We start from the raw sequence: 15,886 nt of genomic DNA on the forward strand, positions 1-15,886 counted from the left end.
CCGTATGACGATCTGTGCCCTGCTTACCAAACGGCGTCTCACCGGGCCGGGCCCTCACGGGCCAGCAGGCTGCGGCGGTACAGCACGCGGCTGCAGGTCGCCGTCGCCAGTGTCAGGATCCAGGCCCCTGCGGCCATCGACCAATCCTCGGCCCGCCAGACCACGATGACGAGGCTGATGCCACTGGCGGTGCAGGCCTGCAGCATGGCAAGCCCCCAGCAGCGGACATAACGCGGCGCGAAGGTCGTCAGGCCGCTGACCCACCAAACCATCGGCAGCATGCAGAGCCAGTACAGCGGGTTGCCCCGTGCCTCGAACTGCGACCCGCCCACCAATGTATCGATGACCGATACGGTGGCGGCGAGTGCGGCAATGGCCGCCAGCCCGGCAGCGACATTGGACGGCACGTCGCGCCGCAGCCTCTGCCAGTAGGCGAAGTCACGTCGGACCACGCCAACCCTGCCTCATCAGTTCTCCAGACCATTCTCCTGGTCCGCCAGAATGCGGCGGGCCGTATCGGCGCGGCGGTAGCTGGCCATGAGGTCGGCATAACCCTGCACCTTCAGCCCACGCAGCGCGCCAGCGGTCACGGTCACGATGCGCCGCCCGGCGTCCAGTGTCACGCGGCGGGACCTGCCGGCGCGGGACGGAAACGGTGCCTCCGCCGATAGCAGCAGGCGGGTGATGACGCCGCTGCGGTTCCGCGTCATGTCGAGGTCCGCCACATGCTGCCAGGCGATCGGCCGGTCCAGCCCCGCCACCGTCAGCGCCTCCGGCCGCAGCGTTAGCAGCAACACCTCCCCCGGGAACAGCCAGAAGCCGCTGGCGAGCAGGAACGCCACCCCGATGCAGCCGGCGAATAGCCCGACGAAGCGCGCTTCCTCCGTCCCCAGCCCCTGCAGGCCCAGCATCCCCAGGGCCAGCCCGACCGACACGAAGACCAGCCCGGCGCCGAGCAAGACCCAGCCCTTGGGGCGGCGGTTCTCGACCAGCGTCACCGCCTTTACTCCAACTTCGGTCGCGGCGCTGCGCAGGGCATCGCGTTCCTGCTCCAGCGCGTCGCGCGCAACGGCCAGGAAATCCGCCGTCGCCGCGCGGCATAGCCTGGCGGGGTCGGTGAAATAGCAGCCGAGCCGGGCGGCGGCGTCGGATGGAGGCGGCACCATCACCTCGGCCAGCAGCGCTGTGCCGGGCTGCTGGCCGAGTGCCAGGATGCGCTGGCGGGTCGATGGGTGGGTATCCGTCGGGTGGGGCTGCTGCTCCTCGAGGTAGGCGGCAGGATCGTCGAGGCCTTGCTCGGCCGCGCTTCGCAGGATGGCGGCTAGCAGATCGTCGGGGGCATCGCGCGGCGCCCGGAAGGCGGGGGCCAGCACCTCGCCGATGCGCGGCTCGGCCGTGGAGGTGCGCAGCAGGGCCCGGGCGGCGGCGGCGGCCGAGGTGGCCCCGGCCCCGGCGGTATCCGCGGCGAATTCGCGCAGGCGGCTCCAATGCCGCACCGCGTGGTGGAACTGGTCCATGACGAAGACGCCGAGCCGGAGGGCCGGACGCAGCAATGGCGAGACCGTGCCGTCGCCCAGCCTCCCCGCCTCGGCCACCGCGTCCAGCGAACGGCCGACGCCGGCGTAGATCGGCAGGAAGCTCAGGCTGTACTCGGTGTCGCCGCCGGAGAAATGCGCCAGCTCGTGGCCGATGATCGCGGCCACCTCGTCCTCCGGCAGCAAGGCCAGGAAGGGCATCGGCAGGTAGAGCGTGCGGCCGCCGAGCGCGGCATCCCCGGGCCGCAGCAGCTTCGGCCCCGAGCTGACGAAGAAGCCACCGGTCAGGCCCACCACCACATTGTCCGGCCGCAGCGCGCCTAGCCGGGCGGCCAGTCCGTCCACCATTCGCCACAACCCGGGCGCCTCGGCGGGGGAGACGGTGCGCCCGATGATGGGCAGTGGGTCGGGCGTGAAGAGCGCCACCGCACGGCGCAGCTGCACCACCGCGCGCAACGCCGTCCAGAGGCTGGTGCCGACGACCAATGCGGCAAAGCCGAGAAGCTGCGCGGTGCCAGATGCGAAGCGGCCGCCGAGCATCACCGCCGAAGCCTCGAATCCCACGGCGGCGACGACGCCGATCGCCAGCAGCAGTATCTGCGCGCCCAGCAGCGGCGGCAGGAGGTGCCGTATGAGGGAGAAGCCCAACACCAATGCGTCACGCGAGCGACGGCCGAACCGCCCGAGCCCTGCCGCCGCCGTCAGCGCCAGGACCGACAGCAGCCCGACGGCGCCGCCGCAGGCGATGACGGCGGGCGGCAGCCAGCGCCGCAGCGACGCTGCCAGGACGGTGGTGTCCTGCCTGTCCCGCGCGTCACGCGCCTTGTCCAGCGCCAGGGGGCCGGCATAGGTGTGGCCGTCCTCGCGGAATACCGCACCGTAATCGAAGCCACGCGCGGGCGCCGGCCGGGCTTCCAGGGCGGCGACCACCTTCGTGAGCCTGGCTCGCCGGACCTCCGCCGCCTGCAGATCGCCCCGCCCGCGCGGCTGCTGCCAGAGCCCGAGCCCCAGCAGCGCCAGCGGCAGCAACACGGTCGCGGCCAGCAGGCCCGGCGTCAGGCCCAGGTTCAAGCCCAGGCCCAAGTTCAAGCCCGGGCCCGGGGAGCGGTCCGCCATCGGTCAGATTCCATTCGTTCGGTCGGCAAGGCCAACGGAAGCGCGGTGATGAAGTCGCACAGGGATGATCGTCACGTTTCAGCCAAGGCGGGCCATTGCGGCTTGCCGACCGACGCCAGGGCACGGCTAGTCGCAGCGCCGGCCCCGGATCGGCGACTCCAAACCGAGTGAAAGCCCCAGCCATGATCGCACGACGCCTGTTGCTCACCACCATGGCCGCGATGCCACTGCTGCCGCGGCTGGCCTGCGCGCAGGGACAGCCGGGGCTGGCGGAACGGCGGGCTATCGCCGCCTACCGGCAGGACAAGTGGCCGGCGATCGAGCAGGGCATCCAGCAGGCAGCGGGCTTCGCCGTGCCGGTCGAGGTGGAATGGGATCAGTTGACCGTCCCCGGCGATGCCGCGCACTACGCCGATGACGCATTCTTCGGCAAGACGATTTTCGAGCCGCTGACCACCGCCCTGCGCGGCATCACCAGGGACCAGATGGGGCGGGACGCGCTGCGTGCGAAGCTGCAGCGCATCCATGTCCGGTACGACGAGAAGACCGTCCCCGCCTCGAATTATCCGAACGGCCTGGCGTTCCGGGATGGCATGCTCGATATCAACTGGCGCCCCTTCGCCAACGTGGACGACCTGCAGCCGCGGATCGAGGCGCTGACGCAGATCCTGGAAAAGAACCTCTAATACCGAGCGGCTGAAGATCTGACTCGTGGGGCTTGAGCCGACGCGGTCGGGCGTGATTCATCGGCAGGCATGGCATCTGGGGATGGACCATGCCGGCTTTGATGATCCGGGAAGACCTGCCGCCTGGCGAGCTGCGGCGGTTGGCGAAGGCGGAGCGCGATCTGCGGGTGGCGCGTCGTCTACTGGCGATCGCGGCGGCGCTTGAGGGCCTGAGCCGCGAGGCTGCGGCGCGCGTGGCTGGGATGGACCGGCAGACGCTGCGGGACTGGGTGATCCGCTACAACCGGGGTGGGCCAGCCGGGCTGTCGGATCACTGGAGCGATGGTCGCCCCTGTCGGCTGACGGACGGGCAGCAGGCGACGCTGAAGGCGATCGTGCTGCAGGGCCCGGATCCCGAGGTGGATGGCGTGTCGACTTGGCGGCTGATCGACCTTTGCCGGATCGTTCAGGAGCGCTTCGGCGTGGCCTACAGCGAAACCGGGATGGGCAAGTTGATGCACGGCCTCGACCTGTCCTGGCAGACGCCGCGACCCCGTCATGCCGAGACCGACCGCGCTGCCCAGGAGCGGTTCAAAAAAGGGGCTTCGCGCAGGCCCTCGCGCAGATCGCGGCCACCCACCCGGAGGCCGAGCGGATCGAGGTCTGGTTCCAGGACGAGGCCAGGGTAGGTCAGAAGGGGCGGATGGTCCGCCGCTGGTTCCAGCGTGGCATGCGGCCACGAATGGTGAAGGACCAGCGCTACCGCTCGGCCTACATCCTCGGCGCGGTCTGCCCGGCGCGCGACACGGGCGCGGCGATCGTGCTGACCCATGTCTCGGTCAAGGCCATGAACTTGCTGCTCGAGGAGGTCGCCACGCAACTGCCGGCCGGCACCCATGCGGCGATGCTGATCGACAACGCCGGATGGCACATCGCGAACGATCTGCGCGTGCCGCCGAACATCAGCCTGGTCCACCTGCCCCCCTATTCGCCGGAACTGAACGCCATCGAGAAGGTGTGGCAGTACCTGCGGGACCGCCATCTCTCCGGGCGCCTATTCAGCGGCACGCGCGCCATCGTCGATGCCTGCTGCGAGGCGTGGAACAACCTCATCGCCGAGACCGGCCGCATCCAGTCGCTGACCAACTTCCAGTGGGCCCGACAGGTCAGTCCATAATCAGCTTGGTATAATACCAAGTCTCCGAGAGCGTGACTCGTTTGGGATTCCCAAAGTGGCGGCGAGCTGATTCAACATGGCGACCAGGGGAGGTTTGCCATGCCCATCCCACTTCGGGCGGATTTCGCTGCAGGCGGGCTGCGCGCCGCAGCTCGGCAGACGAAGGACGCGGCGCAGGCTCGGCGCCTGCTGGCCTTGGCCGCGATCTATGATGGGGCATCGCGCACCGAGGCCGCCCGGATTGGCGGGGTGACGCTGCAGATCGTGCGCGACTGGGTGCTGCGGTTCAACGCCGAAGGGCCGGCCGGGCTGGTCGACCGCAAGGCGCCTGGCCAGGCGGCACGGCTGAACGACGCACACCGGACGGCCTTGGCGGCGGCGCTGGAGAGCGGCCCGATACCCGCCATCCACGGGGTGGTGCGCTGGCGGCTGATCGACCTCTGCCAGTGGCTGTGGGAGGAACACCGGGTCACGGTGGCCAAGCAGACGCTGAGCCGCGAGGTGCGTGCGCTGGGCTACCGCAAGCTCTCGGCGCGACCGCGCCACCATGCGCAGGCGGCGGGCGCGGTTGATCTTTTTAAAAGGACTTTCCCACCCGCCTGGCGGAAGTCGCGCGCGAGAAGGGCATCGCCGCCAGCGCCATAGAGGTCTGGTTCGCCGATGAGGCCAGGATAGGCCAGAAGAACAAGATCACCCAGCGCTGGGCCCAACGCGGCACCAGGCCCACCGCGCCGCAGGATCAGCGTACGGCGTCGACCTACCTCTTCGGCGCCATCTGCCCCAAGGAGGGCAAGGCGGCGGGCCTCGTCCTGCCCTACTGCAACACCACAGCCATGAGCCTGCATCTCGCCGAGATCTCGGCCACGGTGGCGCCCCATGCACATGCCGTGCTGCTGCTTGATCAGGCCGGATGGCACCTGTCTGACAAGCTCGAGGTGCCGTCCAACATCACGCTCATCCCGCTGCCGCCGAAGTGCCCCGAGTTGAACCCGGTCGAGAACACCTGGCAGTTCATGCGGGACAACTGGCTCTCGAACCGCGTCTTCCGCTGCTACGACGATATCGTCGATCACTGCTGCCACGCCTGGAACCGGCTCCTCGAGCAGCCCTGGACCATCATGTCCATCGGACTGCGCGACTGGGCCCATCGGTTCTGATCAGCGGGATTTGGTATAAGGGCTAAGGCCAGCCGGACGTCGGGGGCGGCCGCGGGGTGGCGAGGGCGAGCGGCGGCGCACCGACCGGCCGCCTTCGCCGTATCCTAGTTGATCCCGTGACAGTCGGAGGTGGTCTCGCGCCGCCCGCCCATGCCGCCAGCCGGGCGTATCTCGCAGACGACGTACTTGCCGCCTTTCTCGAGGGTGAACAGCGGTCCCGAGGCGGTGACCACGCGATGGCCGCCGTTCAGCAGGGCGCTCATCGGCTGGTCGATGTCGGTCCAGACCGTCACGGGGCGCGTGGGTGCCGCAGGGGCTTGAGCCTGGGCCGACGCGGCTGCGAACAGCAGGACCAGCGTCGTCGAAAGGGCGGATCGGAACATGGGATCTCCTGGCCGGGAACATGGTATCGGCTGCCCCGACAACGTGGCCAGGCGTGCCGCGATGCATCGGTTAGCTGTCTGACGGGTGGCGATCCCATCAGTCGGCGGCATCCGGATCTGTTGGGCGTTTCAGATAGGCCTCACCGTCGATGAGCAGCACGCTGTCGCTGCCGGGGTCCGGCTGCAGCAGGCCGTGGCTTTCGCGCCCACCGTCATCGGACTGCAGCATCAGCCGGTGGCCCTCCAGGCTGTAGCGGCCGGCCTCGGCGACGGTTACGGTGCCGGCGTCGCGGTTGAAATCATGGGTCTCGACGCGACGGCGAAAGCGACCGTCATGGCCCAGCGTCAGCGCCTGCCGCACCGAGGCCTCGGACGAGACCGAGAGCGCCACCCATAGCCCCTCCAGCGGTGTTCCGGGCGGCAGCGTGGCGGCGGGACCGAGCCGTGTCCCACCGATCTGCAACGCCGCCTCTGGCCGCGCGAAGGGCAGCTCGCGCGTCTCGACCAGGCCGTAGCGGCCGGAGCCTTCCCGCAGCCGGATGCGGTCAGGCCGCCTCAGCCAGTGTCCTCCCAGCAGGGCATAGGTGCCGCAATCGGCCGGGCGGGCACGGCAATGCGCCGCCACGCCGCCCTCCGCCGCGGGCACCACCCGGCTGAACAGGCCCGAAGGCTCGAAGAGCAGGACCCAGGTCTGCACCAGCACCTCGGTATCGCCTTCGCCATTGGGGCGGTGGTCGAAATGCAGGCCGGAGAAGGCACCCTCCAGGCCGCCGGCATCGTGGGCAAGCGCGAGCGGCGGCACATCCCGTCCCGGCCGGATGGAGCGGACGGCGGTATCGAAGATGTCCCGCGCCAGCAGCGCATGGCGCGGTGCCAGTCCGCGGCCCTGCAGCAGCAGCGCGACGCGGCGGGTCCCGTCATCCAGCACGACGGCGTCCAGCACGCCTTCCGCGCGGTCCCATCGCTCGAAGGCCAGGCGCTGGTCGTGGGCGGTCAAACCGCTGCCATGCTCGGCGGGCTGTGGTGTGGCGCCCGGCAGGCGGGCGAGGACGCCGTGGAGCGAGTCCGTCAGGCTCTCGCCGCGCGGCAGCAGGTCTGTCGCCAGGATCGCCGCATGGCCCCGCTCGAAATCACGACCGACCTGTCGCAGGCCGGCCGGCACGGCGGCTTCGGGCATCCAGCCGGCAGGCCGCTGAAACGGCAGATCCTCGCGCGCCGATGCCTGCGCCGCGACCAGCAGGGCCAGGAGCAGCACGCGGGCCGGGGTCGTGGCGGCGCGCGCCAGCATCATGCGGGCAGGCGTGGACGTCGGCGGCCGGGGTCGGGCATGCCGGGGAGTCTATCGGCCGCTGTCCGATGCGTCACCCCATGGCATCCGGTCGTTCCGGTCAGTCGTGGGTCGCCGGGACAGGCGCGGGACCCGACGCTGCGCCGGACCTGGGATCCCGATCCGGGCTTCCGGCCTCGAGCGTGTCGCGCGCATGCGCCGCCTCGGCGTATCGCAGCAACAGCTGCCGGAAAGTCGCGGCTTCCAAGTCTCGCGGCAGCAGGCCCATGAATTGCACGGCGTGCTCCTTCGTGTCGATCCGCAGCCGTCGGATCAGCCCGGTCCGCCGCGGCAGCGGCGCCCCGGGCCGCAGGACGAACCATGCCGTCGGGGATTGCGTGGCGGACACGCCGATGCCTCTCACGTCCAGCCAGGGTACCGAGCCGGCGAAGCCCGGGGATTGGATGCCGTCCTCGGTCAGCACGAGGAATGGCATCGTCCGCCCACGCCACAGCCGGATGCTCCAAAGCGCGACGAAGCCGAGGCCCAGGATGCCGACTGCCGCGATGCCGAACAGCAACCGCCAGGCCTCCCTGTCCTGCTCCCCGCCATGGAGGGCGGCCAGCACGCAACCCACCGATATCAGCAGGCAGAACGATCCCAGCACCACCAGCCCCAGCACCGGACGCCGCAGGGACGCGTAGAGCAAGGTATCCGGCTGGCCCTCCGTCGCGGCCGCAGTCCTTCGCAACCGGTCGCGTTGGCGTTCCTGCCGCAGCAGGGCACGCGCCCGCAACTGCCCGGTGAGTCCGCCGGACAGCTGCGTCCAGTCGGCGAACAGCGCCTGCACCGCCGCGAGGTCGGTGCGGTCCACCCGGCGCGCGGCGCGCGTCAGCAGCGCCGCATCCACGGCGACGCCGGCCGCCGCGATGCGCTGCTGCGCGGAGGGATGGCTATCCGTGGGATGCGGGGCCCGATCGCCGAGATGCGCGGCCGGGTCGCCGGCCCCTGCCGCACCGATGCGCGCGACAAGGCTGGCAGCGAGGTCGGTCGTGGCGGCATCCGGCTGCTCGGCGATGTGGTTCAGCTCGGCGCGCAGCAACGCGCCAGCCAACCCGAGGCGCAGCAGCGAGCTGGCGAGCGCCGCGGCCGAGCCGGTGGCTACCGCGGCGCGGTCGGCCTCGAGTTCCCGCAGCCGGCTCCAATGCGCGACCACATGGCTGAACCGTTCCAACGCGTGGACCGCCAGGATGGTATGGGGGTGTACGGCCTGCTCGAACAGGCGATCCACCCAGGTGCTGCCCCAGTCGCTGCGTCGCCGCGACATCGCCTCGGCGCCCTGGCCCAGCCTGGTATAGAGCGGCTGGAAGCGCAGGCTGTAGTCGGTATCCTGCCCGGAGAAATGCGCCAGCTCATGCGCCAGCACCGTGCGCAGTTCCTCTAGGTCAAGCGTCGCCATCTCAGCCAGGGCGAGGTGCAGCGTGCGACCGCGGGTGACGACCGGTACGGCATCCGGCCCGCCGCGCAGCAGCAGCGGCAGCGCCGTGACGAAAAAGCTCCGCTCCGTGCCCACGGCAACCACCTCCGGCGGGGTGGTGCCCCGCTCCAGCGCGATGTCGCGCAGTAGGGCAAAGAGACCGGGCGCCTGGGCCTCGGTGATGGGAATAGCGGAGACTGGCAGGGGAGCGGGCTGCAGGGCGCGCAGCGCAGCCCGCAGGTCGCGCAGGGTGGTGACCGCACCCCAGAGAAACAGGCCGGTGCAGATCAGGACCAGGATCGCCAGGAGCACGGTCCTGTCGCCCGGGTCGGGGATGAACCACAATCCGCCGACCTCGAAGGCCACGGCTGCCGCAAGGGCCAGCACCCCACCCACGACCTGGACGCCAAGGACCAGCGGCAGGATGCGGCTGAGCCTGCCAAAGGCAACGACCAGATCGGCGCGGGACCGACGGCCCCGGCCGGCGGATCGGGACACCAGCCCCATCCCGGCGACACCGGTCACCCCGGTAAGGGTCCCTGCCAGCAGGGTGAGCCAAGCCATGGCCTGCCGCAGCCGCGCCACCAGCAGGTCGGCATCGGCGGCCTCCACCGCCTGCTTCGAATGCGCGATGGCGGCGTCCGCTGGCGGGATGCCGGTGCCCGGCTCGGGCGGCGCCAGGTCCTGCACCATCGCCAGGTGGTGCCGCTTCGGGCCGGCGAGGTCCGCGTAGGCCGCACCCGCGCGCTGGATCTCCCACGCCCCCAGGCAGCAGAGAAGGAGTGGGACCGTCAGGATGGCCAGCAGCGCCGAACCCATTCCCCCGGAGCGGCCTTGCATCGATGTCGTGCTCATGGCCCGAAGCTTACGCCATGACCGCGAAGAAGGCTTCCGGTGGCAGGGTCGCTGCGCCGGCCCATGGCCCCGCCTTCTCCCGACCGAGGCGGGTCGATGGCGGAACAAGCGATCAGGCTTCCGACCAGTCGACGCGGCGGGTGACCGACATCACCACCGACAATGCGGCGAAGAGCGCGACGCTGCCGGTCAGCAAGGCATAGGCCTCGAGGCTCAGAACGACATAGAGGAAGCCGAACAGACCGCCGAGCACCCCGGCGAAGAGGCCGGCCAGCCGCGCCCGCCGCGTCACCGTCGCGGTATAGGCGGAGGCCTGCCCCACCACCGCCGCCGTGCTGATCGCATAGGCCACGGCGAAGCCCAGCGGCTCGCCGAAGGCCAGCAGGAGCAGCGGGAAGAGCACGACCGACAGGCCGAGCAACCCGTACTGCACCAGATGGATCCGCACCCCCGCGACCAGCTCGAACAGCACGTAGGTGAGGAAGGCGAGTGCCAGGAACATCGCCGCGTATTTCGAGGCGCGCGTCACCATGCGGTAGGTCGGCACCGCCTCCAGCAGATCCACGCCGACCTGGGTGCCGGCATAGGCGACCTGGCTGCACCAGTTGCTGCCCAGATGACGCACGAGCGGCTGGCCCGTGCCTTCCCGCCACTGGGCCGTGAAACCGGCCGCGGTCACCTCGGAGCGCACGGGCAGGCCGGAGCCGGTGAAGCTCGGGGTCGGCCAGGGGGCCACCACGGTCAGCTCGGTCCGGCGCGCCAGTGGCAGCAGCCCGAAGCTGGAGGTGCCGCGCAGGGTCAGGGCCCCGGCCAGTGCCAGGCGGCGGCCAGGATCGGGCGGCCCGTCCAGGCCGAGGTCCCAGCGGATCAGGTCCGCGCCGACGCAGCCGGCATCGAGCGCATCGCGCGCGGCCAGCGCCTGCCCGTCCACCGAAAGCCGTGCCCCCGCGCCGGCAGATCGCAGGTCGGAGGCACCGGTGACGATAAACGCCTCCCGCCACAGCAATTCCGTGCCAGGTTCGGGGTTGATCGCCGGTACGGCGAGGTCGGCGGACAGGCCGACGTCTGCCTCGTAGATCACGGCCTCGAACAGCCCGCGACGACGGCGCTCGGGGGACAGCGTCGCCTCCGCCTGCAGCTGGGTCGGCAGCACCGCCACGGCGCCGCGGTCCCAGCGCAGTGGGCCCACCTCCCGGACCGCGCGCTGGGCGGGGGTGCGGGTCGGCACCACCAGGATCGGGCCGAGCACGGACTGAGCCGGCCCCCAACTCCGTGCGATGCCCTCGCGCACCTGCTCCTGGTAGGATTCACGCTCATCGATCACCGCCTCGATCATCATGTGCGGCAGCAGCAGCAGGAGGAGCAGGCCGCCGACGAGGCCGAGCTTGCCCGCGCGGCCGAGCTGGAAGGGCAGGCGGGGCGTGGGTCGGGGTGGGGAGGCGGGGATGTCACTCACGGGCTTGGCCTTCCTGGTTGAGGCCGTCATCCTCGCGGCAGGCCGTGCCGGATGGATGACGCCGGTTGGGAAAGCCGGTGCCGGACGCGTGCAAATCCGGTGCAGGCCGCCCCGTTCAGGAGATCTCCGTGCCGCGTGTGCTAATTGTGGACGACGACCCGGCGATCCGCGAGGTGGTGCGCTTCGCCCTGTCCCGCGCCGGGTTCGACACGCTGGAGGCGGCGGATGGCGCCGCCGGCCTGGCCGCGGCGCGCGAGGCCCTGCCGGACCTGGTCGTGCTGGACGTGATGCTGCCGGAGATGGACGGCACCGAGACGTGCCGTCGGCTCCGCGCCTCCGGCGGTGCGGCGGCCGCCATCCCCGTGCTGTTCCTCTCCTCCCGCGACGACGAGGTGGACCGGATCGTCGGCCTTGAGATCGGCGGCGACGACTACCTGACCAAGCCCTTCTCGCCGCGCGAGCTGGTCGCCCGGGTGCGGGCCGTGCTGCGGCGCGGGGCGCCTGTGCCGGTCGCCCGGCCGGTCCCGCCCGCCCCGGCAGACGAGGTCATGCGGCATGGCCGGCTGGCGCTCGATCCAGGCACGGCCCGCGTGACATGGGACGGGTCCGAGGTGGTCCTGACCGCCACCGAATTCGGCCTGCTCCGCACCCTCCTCCGCCGCCCCGGCCGGGTGCTGAACCGGGATGCGCTGATGGATGGTGCCTACACCATCGAGCGGGTCGTCTCCGACCGGACCATCGACAGTCATGTCCGTCGCCTGCGCGCGAAATTCGCCGCCCTCGGCGCCGCGCCGGTGGAGACGCTGCCCGGCTTCGGCTACCGGCTCGGCCCATGCGACTGAGGCCGCCGAGTTTTCGCCGGCCTCGCCTGCGGACCCTGCTGCTGCTGAGCAACGTGGTCGTGCTCGCGCTGCCGCTGACGGGCTTCTGGGCGCTGCGCCTTTATGAAAGCGCCCTGGTTCGCCAGACCGAGGCGGAGCTGCGCGCCCAGGCCGCGGTGCTCGCCGGGGCCTGGCGCGCCGCCCGCGGCATCGCCGCCGGAAGCCTCGCCGCAGGACTCACCCCGCGCGCGCTAGAGACGGCGCGCGGCCGCGGGTTGGACCTGGCGCACGACCCCATTCTGCCGCTGGCGCCCAACCCGCGCCCCGGCCCGCCGCCGCTGCCCGAGGCCGCCCTGGCCGCGACGCGCCTTTTGCCCGTGTTGCGCGACACCCAGGCGGTGACGCTCGCCGCGCTGCGCCTGCTCGACGCCCAAGGCGTCGTCGTCGCCTCCACCGGCAGCGACACCGGCCTGTCGCTCGCGGGGCTGGAGGAGGTGGAGGCGGCGCGCTGCGGGGAGCTGTCGGCCGTGCTGCGGCGACGGGAGAGGATCGCCACGGATGTGCCGAACGGCATCAGCCGCACCGCGGGGCTACGCGTGCACCTCGCCGTGCCCGTGCTCGACGGAGAGCGGGTCGACGCGATCGTGCTGCTCTCGCGCACGCCGGCCACGGTTACGCAGACCGTCGCGGGCAAGGTGCCGGAGATTGCGGCGGTCGGGCTGCTGCTCCTTCTGCTGGTGTCGGCGCTTGCGGTGCTGGCGTCGCGGCTGATCACCCGGCCGCTCGACGCGGTGGTGCAGGCCGCGGGGCGCGTGGCCGGCGGCAGCACGGCCCGGCTGCCGCCCGTGCCCCGCATGGCGGTCCGCGAGGCCGCGGCGCTGTCGGATGCCATCGCGCGCATGACGGCGACGCTGGAAGGGCGCGCCGCCTACGTGCGGGGCCTCGCCGCGCATGTGAGCCACGAGTTCAAGACGCCGCTCGCGGCCATGCGCGGCGCGGCGGAACTGCTGGCCGAGCATGGCGAGTCCATGTCGGCCGAGGAAAGGGCGCGCTTCGCCGCGACGATCGAGGATGGCGTGGCACGGTTGGATCGGCTGGTGCGCGGGCTGCTCGACCTCGCGCGCGCCGATATGGCCACCGGGGGCGGCCGGGCCGTGCTCCGCCCCCTGGCCGAGGCGGCGGCGCGGCGCGTGCCCGCCCTGCGCGTTTCGGTGGAGGGTGAGGCGGAAGCGGCCGCAGCACCCGAGGCGGTGGCGACACTCCTCGACAGCCTTTTGGGCAATACCCTGGCCCATGCGGGACCAGGCAGCGAGGTCAGCATCCGGATCGGGCGGGAGGCGGGGTGGACCGTGATACTGGTCGCTGATGACGGTCCCGGCTTTTCCGCCGCGAATGCGACGCGCGCCTTCGACCCCTTCTTCACTACGGCACGGGAGCGCGGTGGAACGGGGTTGGGATTGGCCATCGCGCGATCCTTGGTGGTGGGCGCGGGCGGGATGCTAAGCTTGGTATCACCCGGACCCTCTGAAAGGAACAGAGGCGCCACCTTCCGCATTGTGCTGCCTGATTCCTGACAGCCTTGGGTGGGCAATCTATCACGTCTCAGCCTCCACCGACGGATGGCCATGACTGCCCTGATATTGGAAGTCACAAAATAAATTGCCGTATCCGGCATCATTCAAGCCCCAAAGTGGCATTGCCAAGTTGGTAGTCTCTGTCCGTGATGAAGCGGCTGAGTCAAGCTGGGCTGATGACACTCGAGCCCGCCACCTACCCCGGATACCGTTGCCCCGCCGAGGTCACTAGCCACGCCATATAACTTTATCATGTCTGCAGCCTCAGCCTGCGGGACGTCGAGCTGATCCTGGCCGAGCGGGGGATCACGGTCACCCACGAGAGTATTCGGCAGTGGGCCTTACTGACTGTCTGGAAAGGCGGATTAGGTAGCGATGCGCCGGAGCATGATGCGCGACATGGCTGCGTAGATCATGGTTTCCCCTGTTTCAGGTAGGCGTTCGTAGTCGCGTGCGAGCCTGCGCGACCGCGGTAGCCAGGCGACGGTCCGCTCCACCACCCAGCGGCGAGGGATGACCTGAAAGCCCTTCGGCTTGTCTTCCAGGCCATAGCGCCAGAGGTGGCGGTCACGGTGCTTCGGTACCTCGACACGCCAGCCGCGCTCGGCTTCGAGCCAGCGCGCGAAGGTGCCTGCATATGCGCCGTCTGCCCATACCAGTTCCAGACGTGGCAGTTCGTTCTCGCCAGCACGCCCGATGAGGTGTTGTGCTCCAAGCCGGTCATGCGAATTGGCGGCGTGGACGTGAGCGAGCAGGATGAGGCCAACTGCATCGACGAGAATGTGCCGCTTTCGCCCGAAGGTTCGCTTCGCGGCGTCGTAACCGCGCTCCGGGCCTCCGACGCCGGTGGCCCGCACGGTTTGGCTGTTCATGATGGCGGCCGACGGCTCGGCTTGGCGTCCACCTGCCTCGCAGGCCAGCGCACGCAGCCGGTCATGTGCACGCCGGAGTGTGCCGTCGAGCCGCCATTGCCGGAAATGCGCAAAATACGGTCTGCCATGGTGGGAAGGAGGTAGGGCGCATGCGCCAGGCGCAGCCGGAGCGGACGAGGTAGAATATGGCCTCGGCCATCAAGCGCCGGGGCCACTTCAGGGGCCGTCCGGTGCGGGCAGGCGGCGGAAGTAGCGGCTCTAAAGCTATCCATTCCGCGTCAGACAGGTCTGTCGGATAGCGGCGGGGGCGGGTTTCGCGCATAGCTGGCTCGGCTCAGAAGCTGAGACACCTCAACGCTTTACCCAAATCTGGGGCTTACCAGACAGTCAGTGAGACCCCGTTTGAGAATGTCCGATCCGCAGTGCTTTGGGCTCTGTCTCTGCCCAGATGGGTAGGATGTGGATCAAGGAGCACCGGGCGCGGCAGGCGGCGCTTGAACGTCGGCGGGACCGTGGTGCATGGATCGGGCGTGGGTCCGAGGTAGGGTAGGTTGGGGACGGAACGTCCCGATAAGCGATGGAGACACCGCGTTTCCCTTCAAAGCGAACAGGGATCGGCGCCACAGGATCCCGAGGCAGCGACATCGAGTGACGAACTGGGCCGAGTATGAGGCGGGTCTGCGGGCTCGTGGCAGCTTGACGGTGTGGTTCATCGAGGAGGCCATCGAGGGGTGGCGGGCAGCGCCCCGGACCATCCGAGGCGGGCAGCCGTCCTATTCGGACCTGGCAATCGCCACGGCGCTGACGCTGCGTGTCCTATTTCATCTGGCGCTGCGCCAGACAGAGGGCCTGATCGCCTCGATCTTGCAGCTGCTCGGCGTCGACCTCACCGTGCCCGACCATACGACCTTGAGCCGCCGAGCGGAGACGCTCGAGGTGCCGCGGCCACACGGCGGGCAAGCGCCCATGCACCTGCTGGTGGATAGCAAGGGACTGAAGCTCTGCGGGCCCGGCGAGTGGCTGATGGAGAAGCACGGGTCACGACGACGGCGGTCGTGGCGCAAGCTGCATCTTGCTACCGACGCCGATACGGGGCGTATCGTCGCGTCGGTGTTAACTGGCCACGATGCCGATGATGGCGGGCAAGTCGGCCGGCTGCTCCAGGAAGTGGATGGAGCTGTCGCGTCCTTCGCCGCTGATGGGGCTTACGACCGTGATGACGTCCATGCCGAGGTCACGGCACGTCACCCCAAGGCAGAGATCAATGTGCCGCCTCGATCGAGCGCCGTGCCAAGCGCGGCAGCTGAAGCCGCCCCGACGGCACGAGACCGCCACCTGCAGACCATCGCCGAGCGCGGCCGCATGGGCTGGCAGAGAGCATCTGGCTACAACTGGCGTGCCCTGATCGAGGCCGATGTGTCGCGCTGGAAGCGCGTCATTGGTAACCGTCAGCTGCTGCTTCCGATTACCCACAAATCCGTGTCGGATGGCCTGTTGGCGATGCTGAGGGGGAGGTGATTGCCCAACTACC

Annotated in this window: 13 protein-coding genes; 6 read left to right on the forward strand and 7 right to left on the reverse strand. The window is 70.2% G+C overall.

Annotation, left to right across the window (positions count from 1 at the left end):
- Nucleotides 1–38: 38 nt before the first annotated feature.
- Together AC0IW9_RS26600 and AC0IW9_RS26605 are read right to left on the reverse strand one after the other, a co-directional pair.
- Nucleotides 39–452 (reverse strand): hypothetical protein, encoded by a 414-nt coding sequence (locus AC0IW9_RS26600; RefSeq protein WP_471651320.1) that lies wholly within the window; start codon nucleotides 450–452, stop codon nucleotides 39–41.
- 15 nt (nucleotides 453–467) lie between these two features.
- Nucleotides 468–2,651: a M48 family metallopeptidase gene (locus AC0IW9_RS26605; protein WP_471651321.1), complete on the reverse strand. Its 2,184-nt coding sequence runs from the start codon at nucleotides 2,649–2,651 to the stop codon at nucleotides 468–470.
- A 182-nt stretch (nucleotides 2,652–2,833) separates the two neighbouring features.
- Between AC0IW9_RS26605 and AC0IW9_RS26610 the strand changes: the two genes are divergently transcribed.
- The 3 genes from AC0IW9_RS26610 to AC0IW9_RS26620 all read left to right on the forward strand — a co-directional run bounded on the left by AC0IW9_RS26610 (nucleotide 2,834) and on the right by AC0IW9_RS26620 (nucleotide 5,650).
- On the forward strand, nucleotides 2,834–3,337 hold the full coding sequence (locus AC0IW9_RS26610; RefSeq protein WP_471651322.1) for a hypothetical protein: 504 nt from the start codon (nucleotides 2,834–2,836) through the stop codon (nucleotides 3,335–3,337).
- Between the two features lie 89 nt (nucleotides 3,338–3,426).
- Nucleotides 3,427–4,493, forward strand: a protein-coding gene (locus tag AC0IW9_RS26615; protein WP_471651323.1) for an IS630 family transposase whose coding sequence is annotated in 2 segments (ribosomal slippage) — nucleotides 3,427–3,915 and nucleotides 3,918–4,493 — 1,065 coding nt in all. Because the reading frame shifts where the segments join, the coding sequence is not laid out codon by codon here.
- Nucleotides 4,494–4,592: 99 nt separating this feature from the next.
- Nucleotides 4,593–5,650 (forward strand): IS630 family transposase gene (locus AC0IW9_RS26620; RefSeq protein WP_471651324.1). Its coding sequence is split into 2 segments (ribosomal slippage): nucleotides 4,593–5,097 and nucleotides 5,097–5,650, totalling 1,059 coding nucleotides; the frame shifts between segments, so codons are not numbered across the junction.
- Between the two features lie 104 nt (nucleotides 5,651–5,754).
- On the opposite strand, the gene AC0IW9_RS26625 is transcribed toward AC0IW9_RS26620, so the two are convergent.
- The 4 genes from AC0IW9_RS26625 to creD all read right to left on the reverse strand — a co-directional run bounded on the left by AC0IW9_RS26625 (nucleotide 5,755) and on the right by creD (nucleotide 11,088).
- Nucleotides 5,755–6,033: a hypothetical protein gene (locus tag AC0IW9_RS26625; RefSeq protein ID WP_471651325.1), complete on the reverse strand. Its 279-nt coding sequence runs from the start codon at nucleotides 6,031–6,033 to the stop codon at nucleotides 5,755–5,757.
- A gap of 97 nt (nucleotides 6,034–6,130) precedes the next feature.
- Complete coding sequence (locus AC0IW9_RS26630) at nucleotides 6,131–7,324, reverse strand: hypothetical protein (protein ID WP_471651326.1); 1,194 nt, start codon at nucleotides 7,322–7,324, stop codon at nucleotides 6,131–6,133.
- 97 nt (nucleotides 7,325–7,421) lie between these two features.
- Complete coding sequence (locus tag AC0IW9_RS26635; RefSeq protein ID WP_471651327.1) at nucleotides 7,422–9,617, reverse strand: M48 family metalloprotease; 2,196 nt, start codon at nucleotides 9,615–9,617, stop codon at nucleotides 7,422–7,424.
- A 127-nt stretch (nucleotides 9,618–9,744) separates the two neighbouring features.
- Nucleotides 9,745–11,088, reverse strand: coding sequence for a cell envelope integrity protein CreD (gene creD / locus AC0IW9_RS26640; RefSeq protein ID WP_471651328.1), 1,344 nt, complete (start codon nucleotides 11,086–11,088; stop codon nucleotides 9,745–9,747).
- A gap of 128 nt (nucleotides 11,089–11,216) precedes the next feature.
- On the opposite strand from creD, the gene AC0IW9_RS26645 reads away from it, so the two are divergent.
- On the forward strand, nucleotides 11,217–11,930 hold the full coding sequence (locus AC0IW9_RS26645; protein ID WP_471651329.1) for a response regulator: 714 nt from the start codon (nucleotides 11,217–11,219) through the stop codon (nucleotides 11,928–11,930).
- Nucleotides 11,921–13,483 (forward strand): sensor histidine kinase, encoded by a 1,563-nt coding sequence (locus tag AC0IW9_RS26650; RefSeq protein ID WP_471651330.1) that lies wholly within the window; start codon nucleotides 11,921–11,923, stop codon nucleotides 13,481–13,483. Before AC0IW9_RS26645 ends, AC0IW9_RS26650 begins: the two co-directional genes overlap by 10 nt.
- Nucleotides 13,484–13,848: 365 nt before the next feature.
- On the opposite strand, the gene AC0IW9_RS26655 is transcribed toward AC0IW9_RS26650, so the two are convergent.
- Nucleotides 13,849–14,677, reverse strand: a protein-coding gene (locus AC0IW9_RS26655) for an IS5 family transposase (RefSeq protein ID WP_471651331.1) whose coding sequence is annotated in 2 segments (ribosomal slippage) — nucleotides 13,849–14,469 and nucleotides 14,471–14,677 — 828 coding nt in all. Because the reading frame shifts where the segments join, the coding sequence is not laid out codon by codon here.
- 197 nt (nucleotides 14,678–14,874) lie between these two features.
- Between AC0IW9_RS26655 and AC0IW9_RS26660 the strand changes: the two genes are divergently transcribed.
- Nucleotides 14,875–15,873, forward strand: a complete 999-nt coding sequence (locus tag AC0IW9_RS26660) for an IS5 family transposase (RefSeq protein WP_471651332.1) — start codon at nucleotides 14,875–14,877, stop codon at nucleotides 15,871–15,873.
- Nucleotides 15,874–15,886: the final 13 nt, after the last annotated feature.

It is taken from the genome of Belnapia sp. AC561, assembly GCF_979252845.1.

What these genes read in the sequence shown, in the direction of transcription:
- AC0IW9_RS26630 (WP_471651326.1), bottom strand. Translation starts at nt 7,324, where the DNA reads ATGATGCTGGCGCGCGCCGCCACGACCCCGGCCCGCGTGCTGCTCCTG.
- AC0IW9_RS26635 (WP_471651327.1), bottom strand. Translation starts at nt 9,617, where the DNA reads ATGCAAGGCCGCTCCGGGGGAATGGGTTCGGCGCTGCTGGCCATCCTG.
- AC0IW9_RS26660 (WP_471651332.1), top strand. Translation starts at nt 14,875, where the DNA reads ATGGATCGGGCGTGGGTCCGAGGTAGGGTAGGTTGGGGACGGAACGTC.
- AC0IW9_RS26610 (WP_471651322.1), top strand. Translation starts at nt 2,834, where the DNA reads ATGATCGCACGACGCCTGTTGCTCACCACCATGGCCGCGATGCCACTG.
- AC0IW9_RS26650 (WP_471651330.1), top strand. Translation starts at nt 11,921, where the DNA reads ATGCGACTGAGGCCGCCGAGTTTTCGCCGGCCTCGCCTGCGGACCCTG.
- AC0IW9_RS26605 (WP_471651321.1), bottom strand. Translation starts at nt 2,651, where the DNA reads ATGGCGGACCGCTCCCCGGGCCCGGGCTTGAACTTGGGCCTGGGCTTG.
- AC0IW9_RS26625 (WP_471651325.1), bottom strand. Translation starts at nt 6,033, where the DNA reads ATGTTCCGATCCGCCCTTTCGACGACGCTGGTCCTGCTGTTCGCAGCC.